Genomic DNA, 19,074 nt, shown 5'->3' on the forward strand with positions numbered 1-19,074 from the left:
CCTCTCGCCGCCGGACGCGTTGTCGCGTCCGGCGGCGAGTACCTATTCGCGCGCCGCGAGATCCAACGCGATGTCGACGATGAGATCTTCCTGACCACCGACCAGACCGCGGCGGCCGACCTCGAGCAGGATCGTGCGCACATCGAGCCCGAATCGCTCGGCGGCGGACTCCGCATGGCGCAGGAACGACGAATACACCCCCGCGTAACCGAGAGTGAGGGTTTCCCGGTCGACGCGCACCGGCCGGTCCTGCAGCGGCCGCACCAGATCGTCGGCGGCATCCTGCAGGGCGAACAGGTCGCTGTTGTGCTTCCAGCCGTACAGATCCGCCACCGCGACGAAGGGCTCGATCGGGCAGTTGCCCGCGCCGGCACCATGCCCCGCCAGCGACGCGTCGACACGAATCGCCCCCTCCTCCACCGCGATCACGGAATTGGCCACCGACAGCGACAGATTCTCGTGGGCGTGGATACCGATCTCGGTGGCCGGGTCGAGCAGGTCCCGGTACGCACGGACGCGCTCACGCACCCCCGTGAGCGTCAGGCGCCCACCGGAGTCGGTGACGTACACACAGTGCGCCCCATACGATTCCATCAGCTTGGCCTGCCGCGCCAGCTCCCCGGCATCGGTCATGTGACTCATCATCAGAAATCCGGACACGTCCATACCGAGTTCCCGCGCGGTGCCGATGTGCTGAGCGGCCACATCGGCCTCGGTGCAGTGCGTGGCGACCCGGACGGAACGAACTCCGAGGTCGTAGGCGTGCCGCAATTCCTTGATCGTCCCGATCCCCGGGAGCAGCAAAGTCGTCAGGCGCGCATGCTCCAGATTCGCCGCCGCCGCCTCGATCCACTCCCAGTCGGTATTGCTGCCGGGACCGTAATTCAAACTGCCCCCGGCCAGCCCGTCGCCGTGCGCGACCTCGATACCGTCCACGCCCGCGGCGTCGAGAGCGGCGACGATGCGCCCCACATCCTCGGGAGTGATGCGGTGGCGCACGGCGTGCATACCGTCGCGCAAGGTGACGTCCTGGATGAAGAGCTGTGTGGTCATCGTGTCTCCACTGTGTCGTTCGACGGCGTCCGCAGATCCGGTGCGACGGCCTCGGCGTAGCGCAGCGCCGCCGAGGTCATGATGTCGAGATTCCCGGCGTATGCCGGCAGATAATGCGCGGCCCCCTCGACCTCGAGAAAGACCGACACCTGATGAGTCGCACCGGCCGCGGTGGATTCGAGGGTGTGCACGGGCTGTCCGGCCGCGATCGGGGTGATCTGTACCTCGTGCTTGAGGCGATAGCCCGGAACGTACCGCGCCACCGCGGCGACCATGTCGGCGACGGACCGCGTGATCTTCTCGTGCACGGCCGGATCCGGATCGGCGATGAGGCACAGCACGGTGTCGCGCATGATCAGTGGCGGCTCGGCGGGATTGAGGATGATGATCGCCTTGCCGTGCGCGGCCCCGCCGACCGCTTCGATCGCGTGCGCGGTCGTCTCGGTGAATTCGTCGATGTTCGCGCGGGTGCCGGGCCCGGCGGACTTCGAGGCGATCGACGCGACGATCTCCGCGTACGGCACATCGGTCACCCGGGACACGGCCGCGACGATCGGAATCGTCGCCTGACCGCCGCAGGTCACCATGTTCACATCGGGCGCGGCGCGGTGCTCGTCGAGGTTGACCGCGGGAACGACGAACGGCCCGATCGCGGCGGGCGTCAGATCGACGAGGCGTTTACCGTACGGAAGCAGCTTCTCGGCATTGGCGATGTGCGCCCGGGCGGAGGTCGCGTCGAAAACGAGAGCCATCTCGCCGAAATTCGGGAGTTCGAGCAGACCGTCGACGCCGCGAGCGGTGGTGGGCACGCCGAGGCGCTCGGCGCGGGCGAGACCGTCGGAGGCGGGGTCGATGCCCACCATCGCACCCATCGCCAGATTCTTCGAGGTGCGGATCACCTTGATCATCAGATCGGTTCCGATGTTGCCGGACCCGATGATGGCGACCTTCACCTTGTCGCGATCGGTCATGCGAGACCCTCCTGTTCCACGAATCGAGCGGTCACCGAGCCCAGACCACTGATCTCGGTGCGGACGACGCAGGGCCCGGTGACCGCGACCATCGGTCCGAGTGCACCGGACAGGACGACCTCACCGGCCCGCAGCGGATCGCCGAATTCGCGCGCGGTGGTGGCCAGCCATGCCAGCGCATCGAGCGGATCACCGAGGCAGGCATCCCCGGTGCCGGTCGACACCCGGGCACCGTCGAGCGTCATCTCCATCACCGCCTCGACCGGCTCGAACTCGTCGAGGGTGCGCCGCGCGGCGCCGAGGACGAATCGGGCACTGGACCCGTTGTCGGCGACCGTATCGCCGAAGGTGATGTCCCAGTCGGCAATTCGGCTGTCGACGATTTCGATGGCCGCGGCCGCGTAGCCCACGGCATGGCGGATACGGTCCGGCCCCAGTTCACCGTCGGCCAGATCCTCGGTGAGGATGAACGCGATCTCGGCTTCGACCTTCGGTTGCATGAGCCGCCACAGCGGGACACCACCGGCCTCGGTGTCGGCCATATCGTCGAGCAGGACGCCCAGATCCGGCTGACCGACGCCGAGCTGGCGCTGTACGGCCGGGGAGGTCAGGCCGATCTTGCGGCCGACGACCCGCGCACCGGCCGCGACCCGCGCCTCGATCTGCGCTCGCTGCACGGCGTACGCGGTGACGACGTCGTCGCTGCCGATGAGGTCGCGGACCGGTGCGCAGGCGGTGCGGGTCGCTTGGGCTTCGCGCAGGCGAGTGGCCGCGCGCGCGATCGTCGACACGGTGGCGACGGGACCGGCGGAGGTCGGCAGCTCGGAGGGGCTCATGAATTGTCCAATGTCCGGGGATGTGAGGGCACCACCACTCTTCAGCGAGGGTTCGGCCGGCGCGAGCGAATGGTTCCGGCCAGCGGAACTCGGCGTAGTGTGGCGATATGCCGGAACCCGCACCTCCCAGCAGCACCCCCGCGCGGGCCGCGGCGGATCAATCGACGGTGCTCGGCAAGATCATGCTCGTGCTGCAGTCGTTCACCCTGGACGACGCCACGCTCGGTTTCGCCGAGCTCGGCCGGCGGACCGGGCTGTCGAAGGGGACACTGCATCGCGTCCTCGCGGATATGACGACCGCCCGGCTGATCGATCGCGTGGACGCCGGCTACCGGCTCGGTGGTTATCTGTTCGAACTCGGCATGCGCGCATCGGTGGAGCGCAGCCTCATCGAGGTGGCCATCCCGTTCATGGAGGATCTCTACGTTCGCACCGGCGAGACGGTCCACCTCGGCGTGCTGGACGGGGCCGAAGTCGTCTACCTGTCGAAGATCGGCGGCCATCGCCAGGCGGTGGCGCCCTCCCGGCTCGGCGGTCGAATGCCGTTGCACTGCACCGCGATCGGCAAAACCCTGCTCGCCTTCGGTGGCGACGAATTGCAGCAATCGGTGCTGGCCGGTCCGCTGGAGCGCAAGACGAAGCACACGGTCGTCACCGCCGGGGTGCTGCGTTCGCGACTGGATGGCATCGTCGCCGACGGCCTGGCCTACGAATTCGAGGAGTCGGCACTGGGCGTCGTCTGCGTCAGCGCCCCGATCCGGCAGGGCGGCCAGGTCGTCGCCGCGCTGAGTCTCACCGGACCCTCCCACCGCTTCCGCCCGCAGGCGCAGGCCGGGCCCGTGCGCGCCGCGGCCGAGAACATCGGCCACGCGCTGACGCGCCGCGACGAACTGCGCGCGACCGTATCCCACGACTCCCGGTAGGTTTCCGGCGCGATCCGGCTCGCCGACGACAGCCCGCTCGATGAGGGCGACCTTGCCCTCCACTCACCCGGTCATGACATACCTCATTGTCGTCGAATCCTGATCGATCGCTCAAATTCGAGCTCCCGAGACTCCGCCGCCGAGCGCACATATCCACTCTCACAAGCCGGTTGACGGAAATCAGATTCTCATGTTAGCTAGTTACCGTTATCGACATCTTGATCGATCGATCAGAAATGGTGGATCCGGCGACTGCGGCGATGACGCCGTTCGAACGCTCCCCGGTCCCATCACGAAAGGCCGGCCATGACCGATCTGGCATCCCTCGACTACTTCTCCGACGCCACGGTGGCCCAGGACCCGTACGAATACCTGGCCTGTCTCCGCAGCCGGAACCCGGTGACCCGCGACCCGCACCACGGTGTCATGGCCGTCACGGGCTACCAGGAGGCCAATGAGATCTTCCGGAATCCGGAGGCGTTCTCGGCATGCGTCTCGATCGGCGGACCGTTCCCGCCGCTGCCGTTCGTCCCGGCGGGCGACGACATCAGCGCGCAGATCGAGGAACACCGCCACCGATTTCCGATCTTCGAGCACATGGTCACCATGGATCCGCCGGAGCACACCCGCACCCGCACGCTGCTGAGCCGGCTGCTGACCCCCAAGCGGCTCGAGGAGAATCAGGACTACATGTGGCAGCTGGCGGACCGCCAGTTCGACGAGATCGCCACGGCGGGACACTGCGAGTTCCTGGGTGACTACGCCAAACCCTTCGCCACCCTCGTCATCGCCGACCTGCTCGGCGTCCCCGAGGGCGACCGCGACGAGTTCCGGACGCGGCTGGCCGGGCACACCGAACCGGGCAGCCGGGTCGGCGCCCTGGACCACGAACCGGTGGGCAGCAACCCATTGCAGTGGCTCGAAGACACCTTCGGCAGCTACATCAGCGAACGCAGAGCCACGCCGAGCGCGGACATCCTCGGCGTTCTGGCCGCCACCACCTACCCCGACGGGACACTGCCCGCACTCATCGATGTCGTGCGCCCGGCGACCTTCCTGTTCGCCGCGGGGCAGGAAACCGTCGCCAAGCTGCTCGGCTCCGCCGTCCGCGTACTCGCCGAACGTCCGGAGTACCAGCGCATTCTGCGCGAGGACCGACGCCTGGTCGCTCCGTTCATCGAAGAATCACTGCGCATCGAGAGCCCCACCAAGGTCGACTTCCGGCTCACCCGCAGGACCACCCGGGTCGGTGACGTCGACATCCCCGCGGGGACGGTGGTGATGTTGTGCATCGGCGCGGCCAACCGCGACCCCCGTAAGTTCGACGATCCCGACGAGTTCCGCCTCGACCGCCCGAACTCCCGCGAGCACATCGCCTTCGGGCGCGGTATCCACACCTGCGCCGGAGCCCCATTGGCCCGTACGGAGGGCCGGGTCACCCTCGACCGGATGCTCGACCGCGTCGAAGACATCGGGATCGACGACACCGTCCACGGTCCAGGCGACGACCGCCACTACTCCTACGAACCGACCTTCCTGCTGCGCGGATTGCAGCAATTGCACATCACGTACGGTCGGGCGCTGCGATGAAAGTTTCCGTCGACTCGGATCGCTGCCGCGGCCACGGCGTCTGTGTGGCCCTGTGCCCCACCGTGTTCGAGCTCACCGACGACGGCTACGCCACGGCACCCCGGGGCCAGGTTCCCGCCGAACACCACGCCGCTGTCACCGACGCGGAGAATGCCTGCCCCGAGTACGCCATCGTCATCGAATGACCGATCGGCACCGTTGCCGTCGCGGCGCCGAGTCACTCATGAGGAAGTCTCGCTCGGCTGGATGCGACGGCGAGCGAGAGCCAGCACCGGGCCGTCGAGCAGGAGTAGCGCCAGCGGCCAGTAGCCCACGCCGGGCACGACGAGTGCGATCACGAAGGCCAGCGTCAGGCAGGCCGCGTTTCCGATCAGGCCCTCGACTCCGGCCCGGTCCGGCGCCGACTCCGGCGGATTGATCCGGCGCAGCGCGATGGCGAGTGCGGTGAGAGTGAGGCTGCTGGCCAGGAGAACGCCGATATAGAGCGAGATGACGAAGTGGTCGGCACCGTACTCACCGACCATCTCGGTCGGGAAGGGCAGGATCACCACGCACAGCAACCACAGCGAATTGATCCGGACGACGCGACCGTTCGCCGGACACCCGGAGATCGATCGATATCTGCGCGACACCGTGCGCGGCCACGGACTCGAACACCTGCGTTCACTGGCCGGGTCGCGCCATCGGCTCACCGAAGACCGCTTCGACAGCGGACTCGAGGTCGTTCTCGACGGGCTGCACGCCCGCATGTTCGGCGGCGCCACACACTGATCGACACCCGAGCCTCGCACCGGACCGTACGCCCCCGGCACCGTCGATCACTATTGCCTGCGCCCGGGCCCACCCAGTCGGCGATTCCGCATGCGGTGCGGGAACCGAGGTCGAGGGTGTCGACCTCATCTGGGATGCGCCCGCCGGGGCGCAGGCCCTGTCCGTGCGTTTCGCACCCGCGGCACGACCGACGGCCCGGGCCCCGTGAACGGTTGTCACGCAGCGGGATCGGCCTGATCCAGCGGCGCGAAGAATGTGCTCATGGCCGCCTCCGTCATCGCGCCACCGAGAGCGACAAAGTCGAAAGCTCGATTGCCCCGCGAGAGCCTGCCCGCCGAGAGCGGCGCCTCCGAACCACGCCTCGGCAGTGCCGGCCAGCGCCGTCGCCGAGTCCCGCAGCGCGCGAGCGATCGCCGGATCCACTGGGGCGGCCGCACATCGCCCGCATCCACCACCGGCACCGGCTGGGGTTCGGATACTCACTCCGGCCTCCTGTCGATCGATGCGCCACACGCTGGATAGAGTCACGACAGTAACTATTACTGTATATAACACTTGCTGCGCCCCACAAGCACATCGAAGCCGATGCTGTAATACATACGATTGTCGAAACTGTACCGCCGAATCCGATCCTGCGATCAGACGACTCCGCCTACGCTTTGCTGATGTACGACACCACGAATGGCGATGTTGTCGAACACCCGGCCGCCCTCACCACCGCATGGCTCACGACCACGCTGGCAGCCGGGCCGGTGACCGGGTTCGGATATGAGCGCATCGGTACCGGCCAAGTCAGCGAGTGCTACCGCGTGCGGCTCGAATACGCGGCGGGCACGACCGGTCCGGCCACGGTCGTGCTCAAAGTCGCCGCGGCCGACCCCGTGAGCCGCCGGACCGGACATCTGATGGGGCTCTACGACAGTGAGGTCCGCTTCTATCGTGAGATCGCGCCTCATGTCGCCGACGGCCCGATCGCGCCCTGTCATCACGCCGCCATCGACACCGCGACCGGCGCGTTCGACCTGCTCATCGACGATGTCACCGACAGCGTCGTCGGAGACGAGATCCACGGCGCGACAATCGAACAGGCGCTCGTGGCCTGCCGGGAACTCGGCCGGATGCACGCGCTGCTGCTGCGCCGGCCCGAACTCGCCGAGGCAGCGTGGCTCGATCGCGGATCCATTCTGACCGGGGATCTGCTGAGCCAGTTGTACGACTCGTTCCTGGACCGGTACCACGACGCGCTCACCGCCGAGCATCGCGCGGTCTGCGATCCGCTGGTGGCCGCCTACGACACCTATGTCGCCGAGGTCGGCCGCGGCCGGACCGGCCTGATCCACGGTGACTATCGCATGGACAATCTTCTGTTCGGAAAGTCCGGCGCCGCACGGCCACTGACGGTGGTGGACTGGCAGGGCGTCATGTCCGGGCCGGCACAGGTCGATCTCGCCTACTTCCTCGGCTGTGCCTTGCCCACCACCGACCGCCGCGCGCACTACGACGAACTACTGACCGCGTATCACGCGGCACTGGGACCGGATTCGCCCAGCACGCTCGGCGAGGTCCGGCAGGCGGTGCGAGCGCAGAGCTTCATGGGCGTGATCATGGCCGTCACCGCGTCCATGGTCGTCGAGCGGACGCCCCGCGGCGACGAACTGTTTCTCACCACCCTCGACCGGCACTGCGCACATGTCCGCGATACCGGCGCACTCGACCTGTTACCGGGGACATCCGGCCGATCGGTGAACGATCGACCGGCGTGAACGACGCGACGACCAGCACCAGAGCGACGAGGAAACAGATCGACGCGTAAGCGAGGTTGCCGGTGGGCGTACCCGACGCGGTGATTCCGCCTGTCGCGCCGAGATATTCGGGCATTGCCGCACCCCAGCCGATCACCATCACCGCGAGGAAGGCCGCGCCGAAAATCCTGACGTAGCCGAGTTCGCCGGCACCACACCGCGCACCCAGCGCCCGGGCGACGGTGACCGCGCCACCGATCGCGACCACACCGATCTCCACCCAGTACACCCAGCCTTGAACAACGGGGCGGCCGGGAAAGATCCAGGCCGGAATGCCACACACGACGATGCCGATCGACGTCAGAATGCCGACCGATATCGTGCGGCACACAAGCGCCCCCGCACCGGGACGCTGCCCGCGGGCGAACGGCAACGCGACCAGTCGATGAACGAGATATGCCAGCAGCGCCGGGGCCAGGGCGGAGAATATCGCGATACTGGCGATCGGTACCGAGGCGAACGCCGGTCGTGTCGCGGCGTTGTCGCTGTTCCAGATCCACCATCGCAGTTGCGGCCCGAGGTGGTCGAAGATCTCGTAGAAGCAGCTGTGCACGAAGCCGACCGCGACCGCGCCGGCCAGTGGCCCGTACCGGTCGACGATGCCGAGACCGCGCACGATGTGACAGGCCAGTGTGAGCAATGCGGGATAGAGGGCGACGATGTAGAGCGGTAGCCGGTCGAACAGGAAGTCGACGGTGAACTCGTTGTGTACGAACACGATTCCGAGCTGATCCTCGACACCGAAAACCCGGGGAAAGTAGATCGGCGGTTCGATGATCAGCAGGTAGACCACACCGCTGAACCACAGGACGAGATCGGTGGGGTCACCCGTTCCTCGAAGGCGCCGCACAGCCGCCACCAGGGCCAGGACGGCGCCCGCGACGACGGTGAATTCCAGCAGTGGCAGGGTCCAGTTCGCCGGATGCAACGGATCGCGCAGCGTCACGAACGGTGATGCGTTCGCGCAGGAGAAGCCGAGTTCACCGGCGAGGCGCTCGACCTCGGCGAGACAGATGTCAGACATCGGCGGGTCCCTCTTCGTTGTCCGGACGACGCCCGGCCGATGCGTTCCGGATCACCACGGACAGCTCCCACCGCCGTAGCACAGATACTGTCATCCATACCGAATTGATGACGATACATATCTATCATAGACGTATCGTCTATGTTCGCATTCCAGGCCGGACCGGTGGTCCGGCCACAGCTACCGAGGTGAGCAATGAGCAATCTGCGGATCCGCAAGCTCCGGTTCGACTTCGACGACGAGGTCCCGTTCAACTGGAATCCGGGCAACCCGGCGTTTTCCACCTACATGAACATCGTGTCCATCATCGCGATCTGCTTCGAGAAGATGGTGGTCGCCGCGGTCAAGGAGGCCATGCCACTCCTCGCCGACCCCGAGGCCGCCGAGGAGGCCGACCTGTTCCTGCGTCAGGAGGCGCAGCACGCAGCGGCCCATCGAAAACACGTGCGCGCCTTGATTCGTCACCATCCCGGACTGCAGCACACCCTCGACGAGGCGATCGCGGCCTACGACGAGCTCACCGCGTCCACCCCACTGCGCTACCGCCTCGCCTACATCGCCGATCTGGAGGCGACCTTCACCCCCTTCTTCACGATGATGCTCGACCACGAGACCAGCCTGTTCCGCCCCGGCGACGATCGGGTCGCGTCGCTACTGGTCTGGCATTTCGTCGAGGAAGTCGAGCACCGCAGCTCAGCACTCGTCGTCTACGACGCGGTGGTGGCCGATCCGTTCTACCGCACCCGGGTACTTCCCCGGGTGGTGGCACACCTGTTCCGAGTCACCCGGCTCCTCTGCGCAGGTATCAACGCGCACGTCCCACCCGCCGAGCGCGCGATCGACGCGCACACCATCAGGCCGCTTCCCGGGATGATCGCCGCCATCCGGAACCGCCCCGGCCCCGCCGGTGGCACGGCGATCGAGCGTGCGCGTCCCGCATTCGCCGGTATCGGGCGGCGAACGAAGCTGCGCACGGCGCGACGAGTCCTGCTGAGCCAGAATCCCTTTCACGATCCGGCGCGCGAACCGCTGCCGGAGTTCGCCGATCGCTGGTTCGAGCGCTTCGCGCGCGGCGAGGACGTCTGCCACTGGTATTCGAGTTCACCAGGGTGATCACGTGTCGGCCCGGCCTCTAGAGTGACCGGTATGCGGACCCACGGCTGGAACGGCGCACCGCCCAGCACCGACGAGGAGGCCGTCGCCCGGATCATCGCGGCAACCCATCGGTGTGTACAGCAGCGTGGCGGGCAGACCACCATCGCGCATGTGGCGTCGGAACTCGGAGTGAGCCGGGCGACCGTCTATCGGTACTTCCCCAGTACCAGCGCGATGCTGATGGCGGCCGCGCAAGACGGCACCCGCCGATTCGTCGAGAAGCTCGGCGCGCGCCTGCGGTCGGTCGACGACATCTCCGAAGCGGTGATCGAAGGCATCGTCCACACGGTGACCAATATCGCCGACGAACCGTATCTGCAGGTGCTGCTCAACGAGCCCACACATACACTGCTGCGCGGCATGACCTCGGATTCCGCTCGCCGGATCGCCCATTCGGTTCTGGTGGACAACACGGCGATCGACTGGACCGAAACATTCTCGGCGACCGGCAGTTTCGATGAGCTGATCGAGTGGGCGTTGCGCGTGGTCCAATCGTTCATGTACGACTCCGATGCCCCGCCACGAGATGCCGAGGATCTGCGCGACTACCTTCGCCGCTGGCTCGCCCCGGCGATCCGCGCCCAGACCGGCTCCGTATCCGGCTGAATCGATTCCGCGCACTCGAGCCCGTGGGTCGCGACGCTCCCGTTCTCCTCACTTGAACCATGCATGGTCCGCGTTGCCGCGCGCGCTGGACGAGCGGCTGAAGGTGCAGCTTCTCCAGGAGATCGACGTCGCCGATCTCGCCGCGGTTGCCGGAGCCGGCCGCTCGGCGTTCTACTTCCATTTCGAGGACATGGCGGCGTGCGTGACCGCGCTCGGTGTTCAGGTGTATGAGTAAGTCCTTTCTCCCACAAGCATTCTGGCTGATGGATCCGGATCACCCCGGCACCGTCTACTGTGGGACAGCGTCCGACTTTCGTTCGTCGCACCGCTGGCGGCGATGATCGACGGCGAACGCGCCGCGGGCATCGCCAGCGCCCGGGCCGGACACTTCGGTGTCGGGCCCGTCTCACCGCGCACACCTATCGCTCGCTGTGCGGCCCCGCCTACTTCGGCTGGAAACGCTGGGCTCCGTCGATGCGGACGACTTCACCGTTGATGTACGGGTTCTCCAGCAGATGCTGCGCCAGCGAGGCGTACTCGTCGGGTGCGCCCAGCCGCTTCGGAAAAGGCACCGACGCAGCGAAATTCGCGAGCTTCTCCTCGCCGAGGAATTCCATGATGGGGGTCCGCATGGTTCCCGGGGCGATGCTGTTGAGCCGGATACCGATGGCGCTCAGGTCGCGCGCACCCGCCAGCGTCAGGCCGATCACCCCGCCCTTGGCCGCCGCGTAGGCGGACTGCCCGATCTGGCCCTCGTAACCGGCGATGGAACTCGTCATCACGACGGCGCCGCGCTCACCGTTGTCCTTCGGGTCCAGTGTCGCGATCTTCGCCGCCGCCAGCCGCAGGACGTTGTAGGTCCCGCTGAGATACAGGGCGATCGTGTCGGTGAAACCCTTGAACGTATGCGGAGTGCCGTCGCGGTTGACGACCTTCTCCAGCACTCCGAAACCGCCGTGGGCGATCACCGCGTAGCGCAGCGTGCCCAGATCGTCGGCGGCGGCCAGCGCCGATTGGATGGCATCCTCGTCGAGCACGTCGGTCCGGACGTAGACGGCCTTGTTGCCGAGTTCATCGGCCAGCGCCTTGCCCTTCTCGTCGTTGACATCGGCCACGACGACAGCGGCTCCCGCACCGTGCAATCGGCGAACCGTCGCCGCGCCCAGACCGCCGGCACCGCCGGTCACCAGTACGACTTCACCTTCGAACGACACTGTGTCTCCTCACTTCGTGATTGTTCTGCTCGGACACGGCGGTGGTTCCACCGTCCGAAGTCCTTACGCGCCGGTCCATTCGGGCTTGCGTTTCTCGGCGAAGGCGGTCGCGCCCTCCTGGGCGTCCTTGGACTGGAATACCGGGATGACCAGTTCCAGCTGCTTGCGCCACATCTCTTCGGTCGTCCAGTCCGCGGAGCTGACGAGGACCTCTTTCGTCTTCGCCACCGCGAGTGGTCCGTTCGCCGTGATCCGCTCGGCCAGGGCCAAGGCCCGCTCCAGCGCCAGTCCCGGTGCTGTCAGTTCGTTGACCAGGCCGTATCCCGCGGCTTCCGCGGCAGTGAAGCTGTCGCCGGTGAGCGCGAGCTCCATCGCCTTCTGATAGGGGATGCGATGCTGCAGGCGCAGCAGTCCGCCGCCCGCGGCCACCAGACCGCGTTTGACCTCAGGTATTCCGAACTTCGCCGTCTTCGAGGCGACGATCAGATCGGTGGCGAGCACGACCTCGGTGCCGCCCGCCAGCGCGTAGCCCTCGACCGCCGCGATGATCGGCTTGGTCGGCGGCTTCTCGGTGAACCCGAGGCCACGCCCCGGAACGATCACCACCTCACCGGCGGCGAAGGCCTTCAAATCCATTCCCGCGCTGAAGTTTCCTCCCGCCCCGGTCACCACGGCCACCGACAGCTCCGGGCTCGCGTCCAGCTCGTCGACGGCATCGGCCAAACCTCGACTGACCGCGGTGTCGATCGCATTGCGCGCATCCGGCCGATTGATCGTGATCACCAGCGTGCGCCCGCGACGTTCCCGCAAAACTTCGTCCGACACCGGACCCTCCCTCTTTCCGTTCACCAGACGGTGATGTTGACGACAAGAAACTTCGGCAGCAGTCGCTCAGACCTCGACGACGAGCGCGCCACCCTGACCGCCGCCGGCGCACATCGCCGCGACACCGATACCGCCGCCCCGGCGCCGCAGTTCGTACAGCAAAGTGGTGACCATCCGGGCTCCGGACGCCGAGATCGGATGTCCGAGACTGCATCCGCTGCCGGAGAAGTTGACCAGCTCCTCGTCCAATCCGTGCTCGCGGCAGGCAGCGATCGGCACCGAGGCGAAGGCCTCGTTGATCTCCCAGAGCGCGACATCGGAGGCTTTCAGGCCGGCGCGGTCGAGTACCTTGCCGATGACCTTCACCGCCGCGAGGCCGGTGTCGGCCGGGGTCATCGCGGCATTGGCCCAGGCCCGGACCTTGCCCATGACCTCGAGCCCCTCGGCCGCCGCGAAGTCGTCACCGACCAGCGCGACCGCGGCCGCGGCGTCGTTGATGCCGCTGCTGTTGCCCGCGGTGATCGAGAAGCCCTCGATTTCGGGATGCAACACCGGCAGCGATGCCAGCCGCTCCAGGGTGGTGTCCCGGCGCGGGAATTCGTCGACCGCGAAATCGAGGACCGATCCATCGTGTTGCTGCACCTTCAACGGCACGATCTCGTCGACGAACTTGCCGGCATCGATGGCCGCGACCGCGCGCTGATGCGACCGCAAAGCCCAGGCGTCCATCTCCGCACGGCTGATACCCGCCTTCTTCGCCGTGTTCCACCCGACGGTGACCGCCATGTCCAGCGTGGGCGCGTCGGGCGTCTCCGGATGCGAGGGCGGCATCCACGGTTCGACGAACCGCATCTCGGCGGCGTCCGGAACGCGCCATTTCATCAGCGGCGCGGTGGACAGCGACTGCACTCCCCCGGCCACGATGACCCGTTCCATGCCGGCGACGATGTGCGCGGCGCCATTGGCGATGGCGGTGAGGCTTCCCGTGCAGTGCCGGTTCACGGCCTGCCCGGGAACAGTGGTCATGCCACTGGCGACCGCGGCGTGCCGGGCGAGATCACCACCGCCGTAATTCAATTCGGCCAGGATCACATCGTCGACGATCGCCGGATCGATACCGGCACGGCGCACCGCTTCCGGCACGATGGTGGTCGCGAGCGTCTCCGAGGCAACATTGGCCAGGGCCCCTTTGAAGGAGCGTCCGATCGCGGTGCGGGCCGCGCTGACAATGACGGCTTCGGCCATATCTATCAACCTCTGAGGTTTCGGGCCACCTTGCCGGAAGGCAAGGCGGCTGCGGTTGTCTACGCCATACAGTATTGTTTACTGTATATCTTATAGGCGGGGTGGTCCAGGACGCCTGGTCCACTCGGCCACGGCCGCCGCGGCACCCGTCCCGATGATCGGGATCCGACCGTCGGGCGCCACCGTCACCGCGGGACCTCCACCATCTCGAAATCGGACTTCTCGGCGCCGCAGTCCGGGCAGGTCCAATCCTCGGCAATGTCGTCCCAGCGGGTGCCGGGCGCGATACCGTCGTCGGGCCGGCCGAGCTCCTCGTCGTACTCGAATCCGCAGATGACACAACGGAACAGCTGGTACTTCGTCGTCGTCTCGTTCATCGGGCCCCTCGCGGATGTCGCGCTGTCACGCCGGTGCTCAGCTGCCCCACGGCACGGCCTTCACGTAGCCGCCCGCGTCCACACGGATCTGGCTTCCGGTGATGTATGTCCAAGGCGATGATCGAAGCGCCCTCGGCGGCCGGGCTCACCGCGTGGGATCGCCCCTGCCCGCGCGCGGCGCCCGGGACCACGGCCACCTTGCCACTCAATTTTCCCATGCGTGAGGACCTTTCGTGTTGTCGTGTCTGCGTCGGCCGCTCAGCGCTGCCGCGGTATCCGGTACCCGATGGTTTTCGTCTCCAGGTACTGCTGGAAGCCCTCGAGCCCGCACTGGCGCCCCACCCCGCTGTTCTTGTAACCGCCGAACGGGGCGTCGGCGCCGTAGAACATGCCCCCGTTGACCCCGATCGCTCCGGTGCGGATCCGCCGGGCGACGGCCATCCCCCGCTCGGCCGAGCCCGACAACACCGCACCCGCCAGTCCGTAGACGCTGTTGTTCGCGATGCGTATCGCGTCCTCGTCGTCGGCGAACGGGATCATGACCAGCACCGGCCCGAAGATCTCCTCCTGGGCGATCGGCAGGGCCGGATCGTCGCAGGCGAACACCGTGGGCCGCACGAAGTGGCCGCGGGCCAACTCCGGCGGCAACGCGTCCACGCCACCGCCACCGGTGATCAGCCGGGCGCCGTCGGTGACGGCTCGCGTGCACGCGTCGAGGACTCGATCGCGTTGGGCCGCACTGATCACCGGCCCGACGACCGTGTCGGGCCGGGCGGGATCGCCGACCGGCACCGCGTCGAACGCGGCCGCGACCGCGGTCACCATCTCGTCGAATACGCTGCGGTGCACCAGCATCCGGGTCGTCGCCGCACAGGCCTGCCCGGCGTGCACACAAGCGCCGACCGCACCGCGCAGGGCAGCCGCCGGATCGGCGTCGTCGAGGACGATCAGCGCCGACTTGCCGCCCAGTTCGAGAAATGTGCGCTTCATCGTGTCCGCGCCCAGCCGCATCAGGGTGCGCCCGACCGCCGTCGAACCGGTGAAGGAGATCATGTCGACCCGCGGATCGGTCGCCAGGACGGCGGCCACGTCGTTGGCCGGTGTGGGAACGACGTTGACCACACCCGGTGGGATATCGGTCTTCTCGGCGATGATCCGCCCGATCCGGGTGGCATTCCACGGGGTGTTCGGATCCGGCTTGAGTATCACGGTGTCACCGGCCGCCAGGGCGGGCCCGAGTTTGTTGAGGATGACCTCGACCGGAAAGTTCGACGGGCAGATGGCCGCGACCACACCGACCGGCTCCTGCACCACCGTGCGCACGTTGCGCTCGCCGAACAGACCACCGCCGTGCAGCGTTCGCTCCCAGGCGAACTCGTCGATCAGACCGGCCGGATACCGCAGCGATTCGGCCAGCGGCCAGTCCAGCTGAGCGGTGCTCAGCGTCATCGCCGGGCAGCCGACCTCGGCGACGAGTTCGGTGGCGAACTCCTGCCTTTCGGCTTCGAGTCCGCGCTGCAATTGTTCCAGGCACCGCCGCCGCAACGGCCCATCGGTCGACCAGGTCGTCTCGTCGAACGCGCGGCGTGCCGCGGCGATGGCGCGCGCCATGTCCTCGACGCCCGCGGCCGCGGTGGTTCCGAGCAGCGCGCCGGTGGCCGGGCTGACGTTGTCGAATGCCGCTCCGTCGGCGGCGGGCGACAAGGCGCCGTCGACGAGCATGCGGAATTCGGCTCGCTCACCCGCGCGGCGCCCCGATTCCACGCTGGTGGCCGGTATCTCCCCGACGGTCTCGCTCACATCGTCTCCTGATCCATCCTGGAGGAGTAACTGTAATGTTTACCGTATAGTACTTCAAGACACTGTGTGACAAGGAAGAAGGGAGCAGCCATGTCGGGCCTGCTCAACGGCATCCGGGTGGTCGAGCTGGCGTCCTGGACGTATGTCCCCTGCGGCGGCGCCGCGCTGGCGGACTGGGGCGCGGATGTCATCAAGGTCGAGGACACCAAGGGCGGGGATCCGTGCCGCTACCTGGTGGTCGGCGGCCTGGACCCGGCGACTGCGCCGGTGCGCGCCAATTTCATGATGGAACTGGGCAATCACGGTAAGCGCAGTATCGGCATCGACATCAAGACCGAGAGCGGCCGCGAGATCCTGGGCAAGCTACTCGCGAGTGCCGATGTCTTCCTGACCAATTGGCTTCCCGGCACCCTCGAGCGGGCCGGCCTCACGATCGACAAGCTGCGCGAATACAACCCCGGCCTCATCATCGCCCGGGGCAGTGGTCAGGGCAGCCGCGGCCCCGACAAGGATCGCGGCGGATTCGACGCCTCCGCCTACATGGCCCGCGCGGGCGTCGCCTACGCGTTGTCACCGACCGATATCGAGTATCCGGTGACCCAGGGCCCGGCATTCGGCGATCTCCAGGGCGGGATCACCCTCGCCGGTGGTATCGCGGCCGCGCTGTTCCACCGCGAACGCACCGGCCACGCCCCCCTCGTCGACAGTTCGTTACTGGCACAGGGCATGTGGGCCATCGCGCCGGATCTGGCGGCCGCCGACTACTACGGCGTCGACCGCCTGCCCGCCGGCCCCGCCGGAACCGCGCTCAACCCCGCCGTCAACCGCTACCGGACCCGCGACGGCCGCTGGGTCCAGCTGATGTTCCTGCAGACCGACCGCTACTGGCGCGGCTTCTGTGAGCGCATCGGCCGACCCGACCTCGGCACCGACGAGCGTTTCGTCCCGCTGGCCAACCTGGTCGCCAACCAGGAAGCGGCCACCGCCGAACTGCGCAGGACCTTCGCCGAGCGCGACCTGGAACAGTGGAAGAAGATTCTCGCCGACGAGCCCGGCGTGTGGTCGGTCCTGGCCAGCCCGCAGGAGGTGCTCGAGGATCCGCAGGTCACCGCGAACGGCTACCTGATGAGCGTCACCGACGATGCCGGCAAGACCTATCGAACCGTCAGCGCCCCGGTGCAATTCGACGAGACCCCGGCACCGCCGACCCGGTCCCCCGAGCACGGGGAGCACACCGAGACGATCCTGCTCGAACTCGGACTGCAATGGGACGACATCATCGCCGCCAAGGATGCGGGTGCGGTCCTCTGATCCAGGATTCCCAGCTATATTGTAAGCCATACTGTAACTCACTCGAAGGAGTGTGATCGTGGACAAGAACGACATGGTCCTGATCAGCGTCGATGACCACATCATCGAACCGCCGGACATGTTCGCCAACCATCTCCCGCGGAAATACGCCGCGGACGCCCCGCGGCTGATCCACACCGACGACGGCGCCGACGTGTGGAAATTCCGCGAGGTCGTCGTGCCGAATGTGGCACTCAACGCCGTCGCGGGGCGCCCGAAGAACGAGTACGGCCTCGAACCGGAAGGACTCGACGAGATCCGCCCGGGCTGTTACGACGTCGACGAGCGCGTGAAGGACATGAACGCCGGCGGCATTCTCGCGTCGATGAACTTCCCCTCGTTCCCCGGCTTCGCGGCGCGCCTGTTCGCCACCGAGGACCCCGAATTCTCCCTGGCGCTGGTCCGCGCCTACAACGACTGGCACATCGACGAGTGGTGCGGCGCCCACCCGGGCCGGTTCATCCCGATGGCGTTGCCGGTGATCTGGGACGCGCAGGCGTGCGCCGCCGAGGTGCGCCGCGTGGCCGACATGGGCGTACACTCGCTGACATTCTCGGAAAACCCTGCGGCCCTGGGCTATCCGAGCTTCCACGACGAGTACTGGAATCCGCTCTGGAAGGCTCTGGTGGACACCGACACGGTGCTCAGTGTGCACATCGGATCCTCGGGCAGGCTCTCGATTCCGGCCGTGGATTCGCCACCGGATGTGATGATCACCCTGCAGCCGCTCAACATCGTGCAGGCCGCCGCGGATCTGCTGTGGTCCAAGCCGGTCAAGGACTACCCGGATCTGAAGATCGCGCTCTCCGAGGGCGGCACCGGATGGATCCCGTACTTCCTCGAACGTGTCGACCGCACCTTCGAGATGCATTCGGCCTGGACGTTGCAGGACTTCGGCGGCAAACTGCCGTCGGAGGTGTTCCGGGACCATTTCCTGACCTGCTTCATCAGCGATCCGATCGGTGTCCGGTTGCGCCACGAGATCGGTGTCGACAACATCTCGTGGGAGATGGACTATCCGCACAGCGACTCCATGTGGCCCGACGCCCCCGAGGTGCTTTACGAGGTGCTGCGGACCGAACAGGTGCCCGACGACGAGATCGACAAGATGACCCACCTCAATGCCATGCGGTGGTACTCCTTCGATCCCTTCGCCCACGTACCGCGGGAGCGGGCCACCGTGGGTGCCCTGCGGGCGGCCGCCGCCGACCACGACGTGAGCATCCAGGCCCGCAGTCACAAGTCCACCTCCGCCCAGGAGAAGTTGCGGGCCTTCCAGTCCCAGATCCAAGCGGCCACCGCGCACACCGCGAGTTGATCCGGACGCCGCGACACGACCTGTCGCGGCGCGGCCGTGCGCCCACGCACAGCCGGACGGAGGGCCGCCCCGGCGTGAACCACCACCGACACCGCGTCCGGTGCGGTGCGAACGACTGCGCGGGTCCCGGACCCCGGACCGCGTCGAGTTCACCGACCTGCTGCCCACCACACCCACGGGGAAAATCCTGCGACGCAGCCTCGTCGAACAATTC

20 protein-coding genes and 1 pseudogene are annotated in these 19,074 nt (G+C 67.2%); 10 read left to right on the forward strand and 11 right to left on the reverse strand.

Going from position 1 to position 19,074, the window contains the following annotated elements:
• Positions 1–42: 42 nt before the first annotated feature.
• The 3 genes from dmpG to AB0L57_RS27325 are packed head-to-tail and all read right to left on the reverse strand — an operon-like array spanning position 43 to position 2,860.
• Positions 43–1,053 carry a 4-hydroxy-2-oxovalerate aldolase gene (gene dmpG, locus AB0L57_RS27315; protein ID WP_364967878.1) on the reverse strand — a complete coding sequence of 337 codons (1,011 nt, stop codon included), beginning with the start codon at positions 1,051–1,053 and terminating at the stop codon, positions 43–45.
• On the reverse strand, positions 1,050–2,024 hold the full coding sequence (locus AB0L57_RS27320) for an acetaldehyde dehydrogenase (acetylating) (protein WP_364967881.1): 975 nt from the start codon (positions 2,022–2,024) through the stop codon (positions 1,050–1,052). Before AB0L57_RS27320 ends, dmpG begins: the two co-directional genes overlap by 4 nt.
• The gene (locus AB0L57_RS27325) at positions 2,021–2,860 is read right to left on the reverse strand and encodes a fumarylacetoacetate hydrolase family protein (RefSeq protein WP_364967884.1); all 840 of its coding nucleotides are present in this window, start codon (positions 2,858–2,860) and stop codon (positions 2,021–2,023) included. The genes AB0L57_RS27320 and AB0L57_RS27325 overlap by 4 nt, the downstream gene beginning before the upstream one ends.
• Before the next feature lie 107 nt (positions 2,861–2,967).
• Between AB0L57_RS27325 and AB0L57_RS27330 the strand changes: the two genes are divergently transcribed.
• The 3 genes from AB0L57_RS27330 to AB0L57_RS27340 all read left to right on the forward strand — a co-directional run bounded on the left by AB0L57_RS27330 (position 2,968) and on the right by AB0L57_RS27340 (position 5,558).
• Positions 2,968–3,783 (forward strand): IclR family transcriptional regulator, encoded by an 816-nt coding sequence (locus tag AB0L57_RS27330; protein WP_364967887.1) that lies wholly within the window; start codon positions 2,968–2,970, stop codon positions 3,781–3,783.
• 306 nt (positions 3,784–4,089) lie between these two features.
• On the forward strand, positions 4,090–5,373 hold the full coding sequence (locus AB0L57_RS27335; protein ID WP_364967891.1) for a cytochrome P450: 1,284 nt from the start codon (positions 4,090–4,092) through the stop codon (positions 5,371–5,373).
• Positions 5,370–5,558: a ferredoxin gene (locus AB0L57_RS27340; RefSeq protein ID WP_364967894.1), complete on the forward strand. Its 189-nt coding sequence runs from the start codon at positions 5,370–5,372 to the stop codon at positions 5,556–5,558. Before AB0L57_RS27335 ends, AB0L57_RS27340 begins: the two co-directional genes overlap by 4 nt.
• A 36-nt stretch (positions 5,559–5,594) precedes the next feature.
• On the opposite strand, the gene AB0L57_RS27345 is transcribed toward AB0L57_RS27340, so the two are convergent.
• Positions 5,595–5,924 (reverse strand): hypothetical protein, encoded by a 330-nt coding sequence (locus AB0L57_RS27345; protein WP_364967897.1) that lies wholly within the window; start codon positions 5,922–5,924, stop codon positions 5,595–5,597.
• A 19-nt stretch (positions 5,925–5,943) separates the two neighbouring features.
• On the opposite strand from AB0L57_RS27345, the gene AB0L57_RS27350 reads away from it, so the two are divergent.
• Together AB0L57_RS27350 and AB0L57_RS27355 are read left to right on the forward strand one after the other, a co-directional pair.
• Entirely contained in the window at positions 5,944–6,144 is a 201-nt protein-coding gene (locus AB0L57_RS27350) for a hypothetical protein (protein ID WP_364967899.1), read from the forward strand.
• A gap of 665 nt (positions 6,145–6,809) precedes the next feature.
• Complete coding sequence (locus AB0L57_RS27355; RefSeq protein ID WP_364967902.1) at positions 6,810–7,907, forward strand: phosphotransferase; 1,098 nt, start codon at positions 6,810–6,812, stop codon at positions 7,905–7,907.
• On the opposite strand, the gene AB0L57_RS27360 is transcribed toward AB0L57_RS27355, so the two are convergent.
• Positions 7,807–8,970 carry a hypothetical protein gene (locus AB0L57_RS27360; protein ID WP_364967905.1) on the reverse strand — a complete coding sequence of 388 codons (1,164 nt, stop codon included), beginning with the start codon at positions 8,968–8,970 and terminating at the stop codon, positions 7,807–7,809. The genes AB0L57_RS27355 and AB0L57_RS27360 overlap by 101 nt on opposite strands.
• 195 nt (positions 8,971–9,165) lie before the next feature.
• On the opposite strand from AB0L57_RS27360, the gene AB0L57_RS27365 reads away from it, so the two are divergent.
• From AB0L57_RS27365 to AB0L57_RS27375, 3 genes are all read left to right on the forward strand, one after another.
• Positions 9,166–10,083, forward strand: coding sequence for a metal-dependent hydrolase (locus AB0L57_RS27365; RefSeq protein WP_364967908.1), 918 nt, complete (start codon positions 9,166–9,168; stop codon positions 10,081–10,083).
• 33 nt (positions 10,084–10,116) lie between these two features.
• Positions 10,117–10,731, forward strand: a complete 615-nt coding sequence (locus tag AB0L57_RS27370; protein WP_364967910.1) for a TetR/AcrR family transcriptional regulator — start codon at positions 10,117–10,119, stop codon at positions 10,729–10,731.
• Between the two features lie 73 nt (positions 10,732–10,804).
• Entirely contained in the window at positions 10,805–10,966 is a 162-nt protein-coding gene (locus AB0L57_RS27375; protein WP_364967913.1) for a hypothetical protein, read from the forward strand.
• A gap of 208 nt (positions 10,967–11,174) precedes the next feature.
• Here the strand turns inward: AB0L57_RS27375 and AB0L57_RS27380 are convergent, their stop codons facing one another.
• The 6 genes and pseudogenes from AB0L57_RS27380 to AB0L57_RS27405 all read right to left on the reverse strand — a co-directional run bounded on the left by AB0L57_RS27380 (position 11,175) and on the right by AB0L57_RS27405 (position 16,192).
• On the reverse strand, positions 11,175–11,945 hold the full coding sequence (locus AB0L57_RS27380; protein WP_364967916.1) for an SDR family NAD(P)-dependent oxidoreductase: 771 nt from the start codon (positions 11,943–11,945) through the stop codon (positions 11,175–11,177).
• A 63-nt stretch (positions 11,946–12,008) separates the two neighbouring features.
• Positions 12,009–12,770: a crotonase/enoyl-CoA hydratase family protein gene (locus tag AB0L57_RS27385; protein WP_364967919.1), complete on the reverse strand. Its 762-nt coding sequence runs from the start codon at positions 12,768–12,770 to the stop codon at positions 12,009–12,011.
• A 66-nt stretch (positions 12,771–12,836) separates the two neighbouring features.
• Positions 12,837–14,015 (reverse strand): thiolase family protein, encoded by a 1,179-nt coding sequence (locus AB0L57_RS27390; RefSeq protein ID WP_364967921.1) that lies wholly within the window; start codon positions 14,013–14,015, stop codon positions 12,837–12,839.
• 185 nt (positions 14,016–14,200) lie between these two features.
• Entirely contained in the window at positions 14,201–14,392 is a 192-nt protein-coding gene (locus tag AB0L57_RS27395; protein ID WP_364967924.1) for a rubredoxin, read from the reverse strand.
• Positions 14,393–14,496: 104 nt separating this feature from the next.
• Positions 14,497–14,610 (reverse strand): annotated as a pseudogene (locus AB0L57_RS27400) (SDR family mycofactocin-dependent oxidoreductase); the annotation flags it as partial.
• A gap of 40 nt (positions 14,611–14,650) precedes the next feature.
• A complete protein-coding gene (locus tag AB0L57_RS27405; protein WP_364967927.1) occupies positions 14,651–16,192 on the reverse strand; it encodes an aldehyde dehydrogenase family protein in 1,542 nt (513 codons plus the stop codon).
• A gap of 90 nt (positions 16,193–16,282) precedes the next feature.
• Here AB0L57_RS27405 and AB0L57_RS27410 point away from each other — a divergent pair, with 90 nt between their 5' ends.
• Together AB0L57_RS27410 and AB0L57_RS27415 are read left to right on the forward strand one after the other, a co-directional pair.
• Positions 16,283–17,503: a CoA transferase gene (locus AB0L57_RS27410; protein ID WP_364967930.1), complete on the forward strand. Its 1,221-nt coding sequence runs from the start codon at positions 16,283–16,285 to the stop codon at positions 17,501–17,503.
• A 58-nt stretch (positions 17,504–17,561) separates the two neighbouring features.
• Positions 17,562–18,860: an amidohydrolase family protein gene (locus AB0L57_RS27415; protein ID WP_364967933.1), complete on the forward strand. Its 1,299-nt coding sequence runs from the start codon at positions 17,562–17,564 to the stop codon at positions 18,858–18,860.
• Positions 18,861–19,074: the final 214 nt, after the last annotated feature.

The organism is Nocardia sp. NPDC052254, from assembly GCF_040679495.1.
Lineage (GTDB): Bacteria > Actinomycetota > Actinomycetes > Mycobacteriales > Mycobacteriaceae > Nocardia.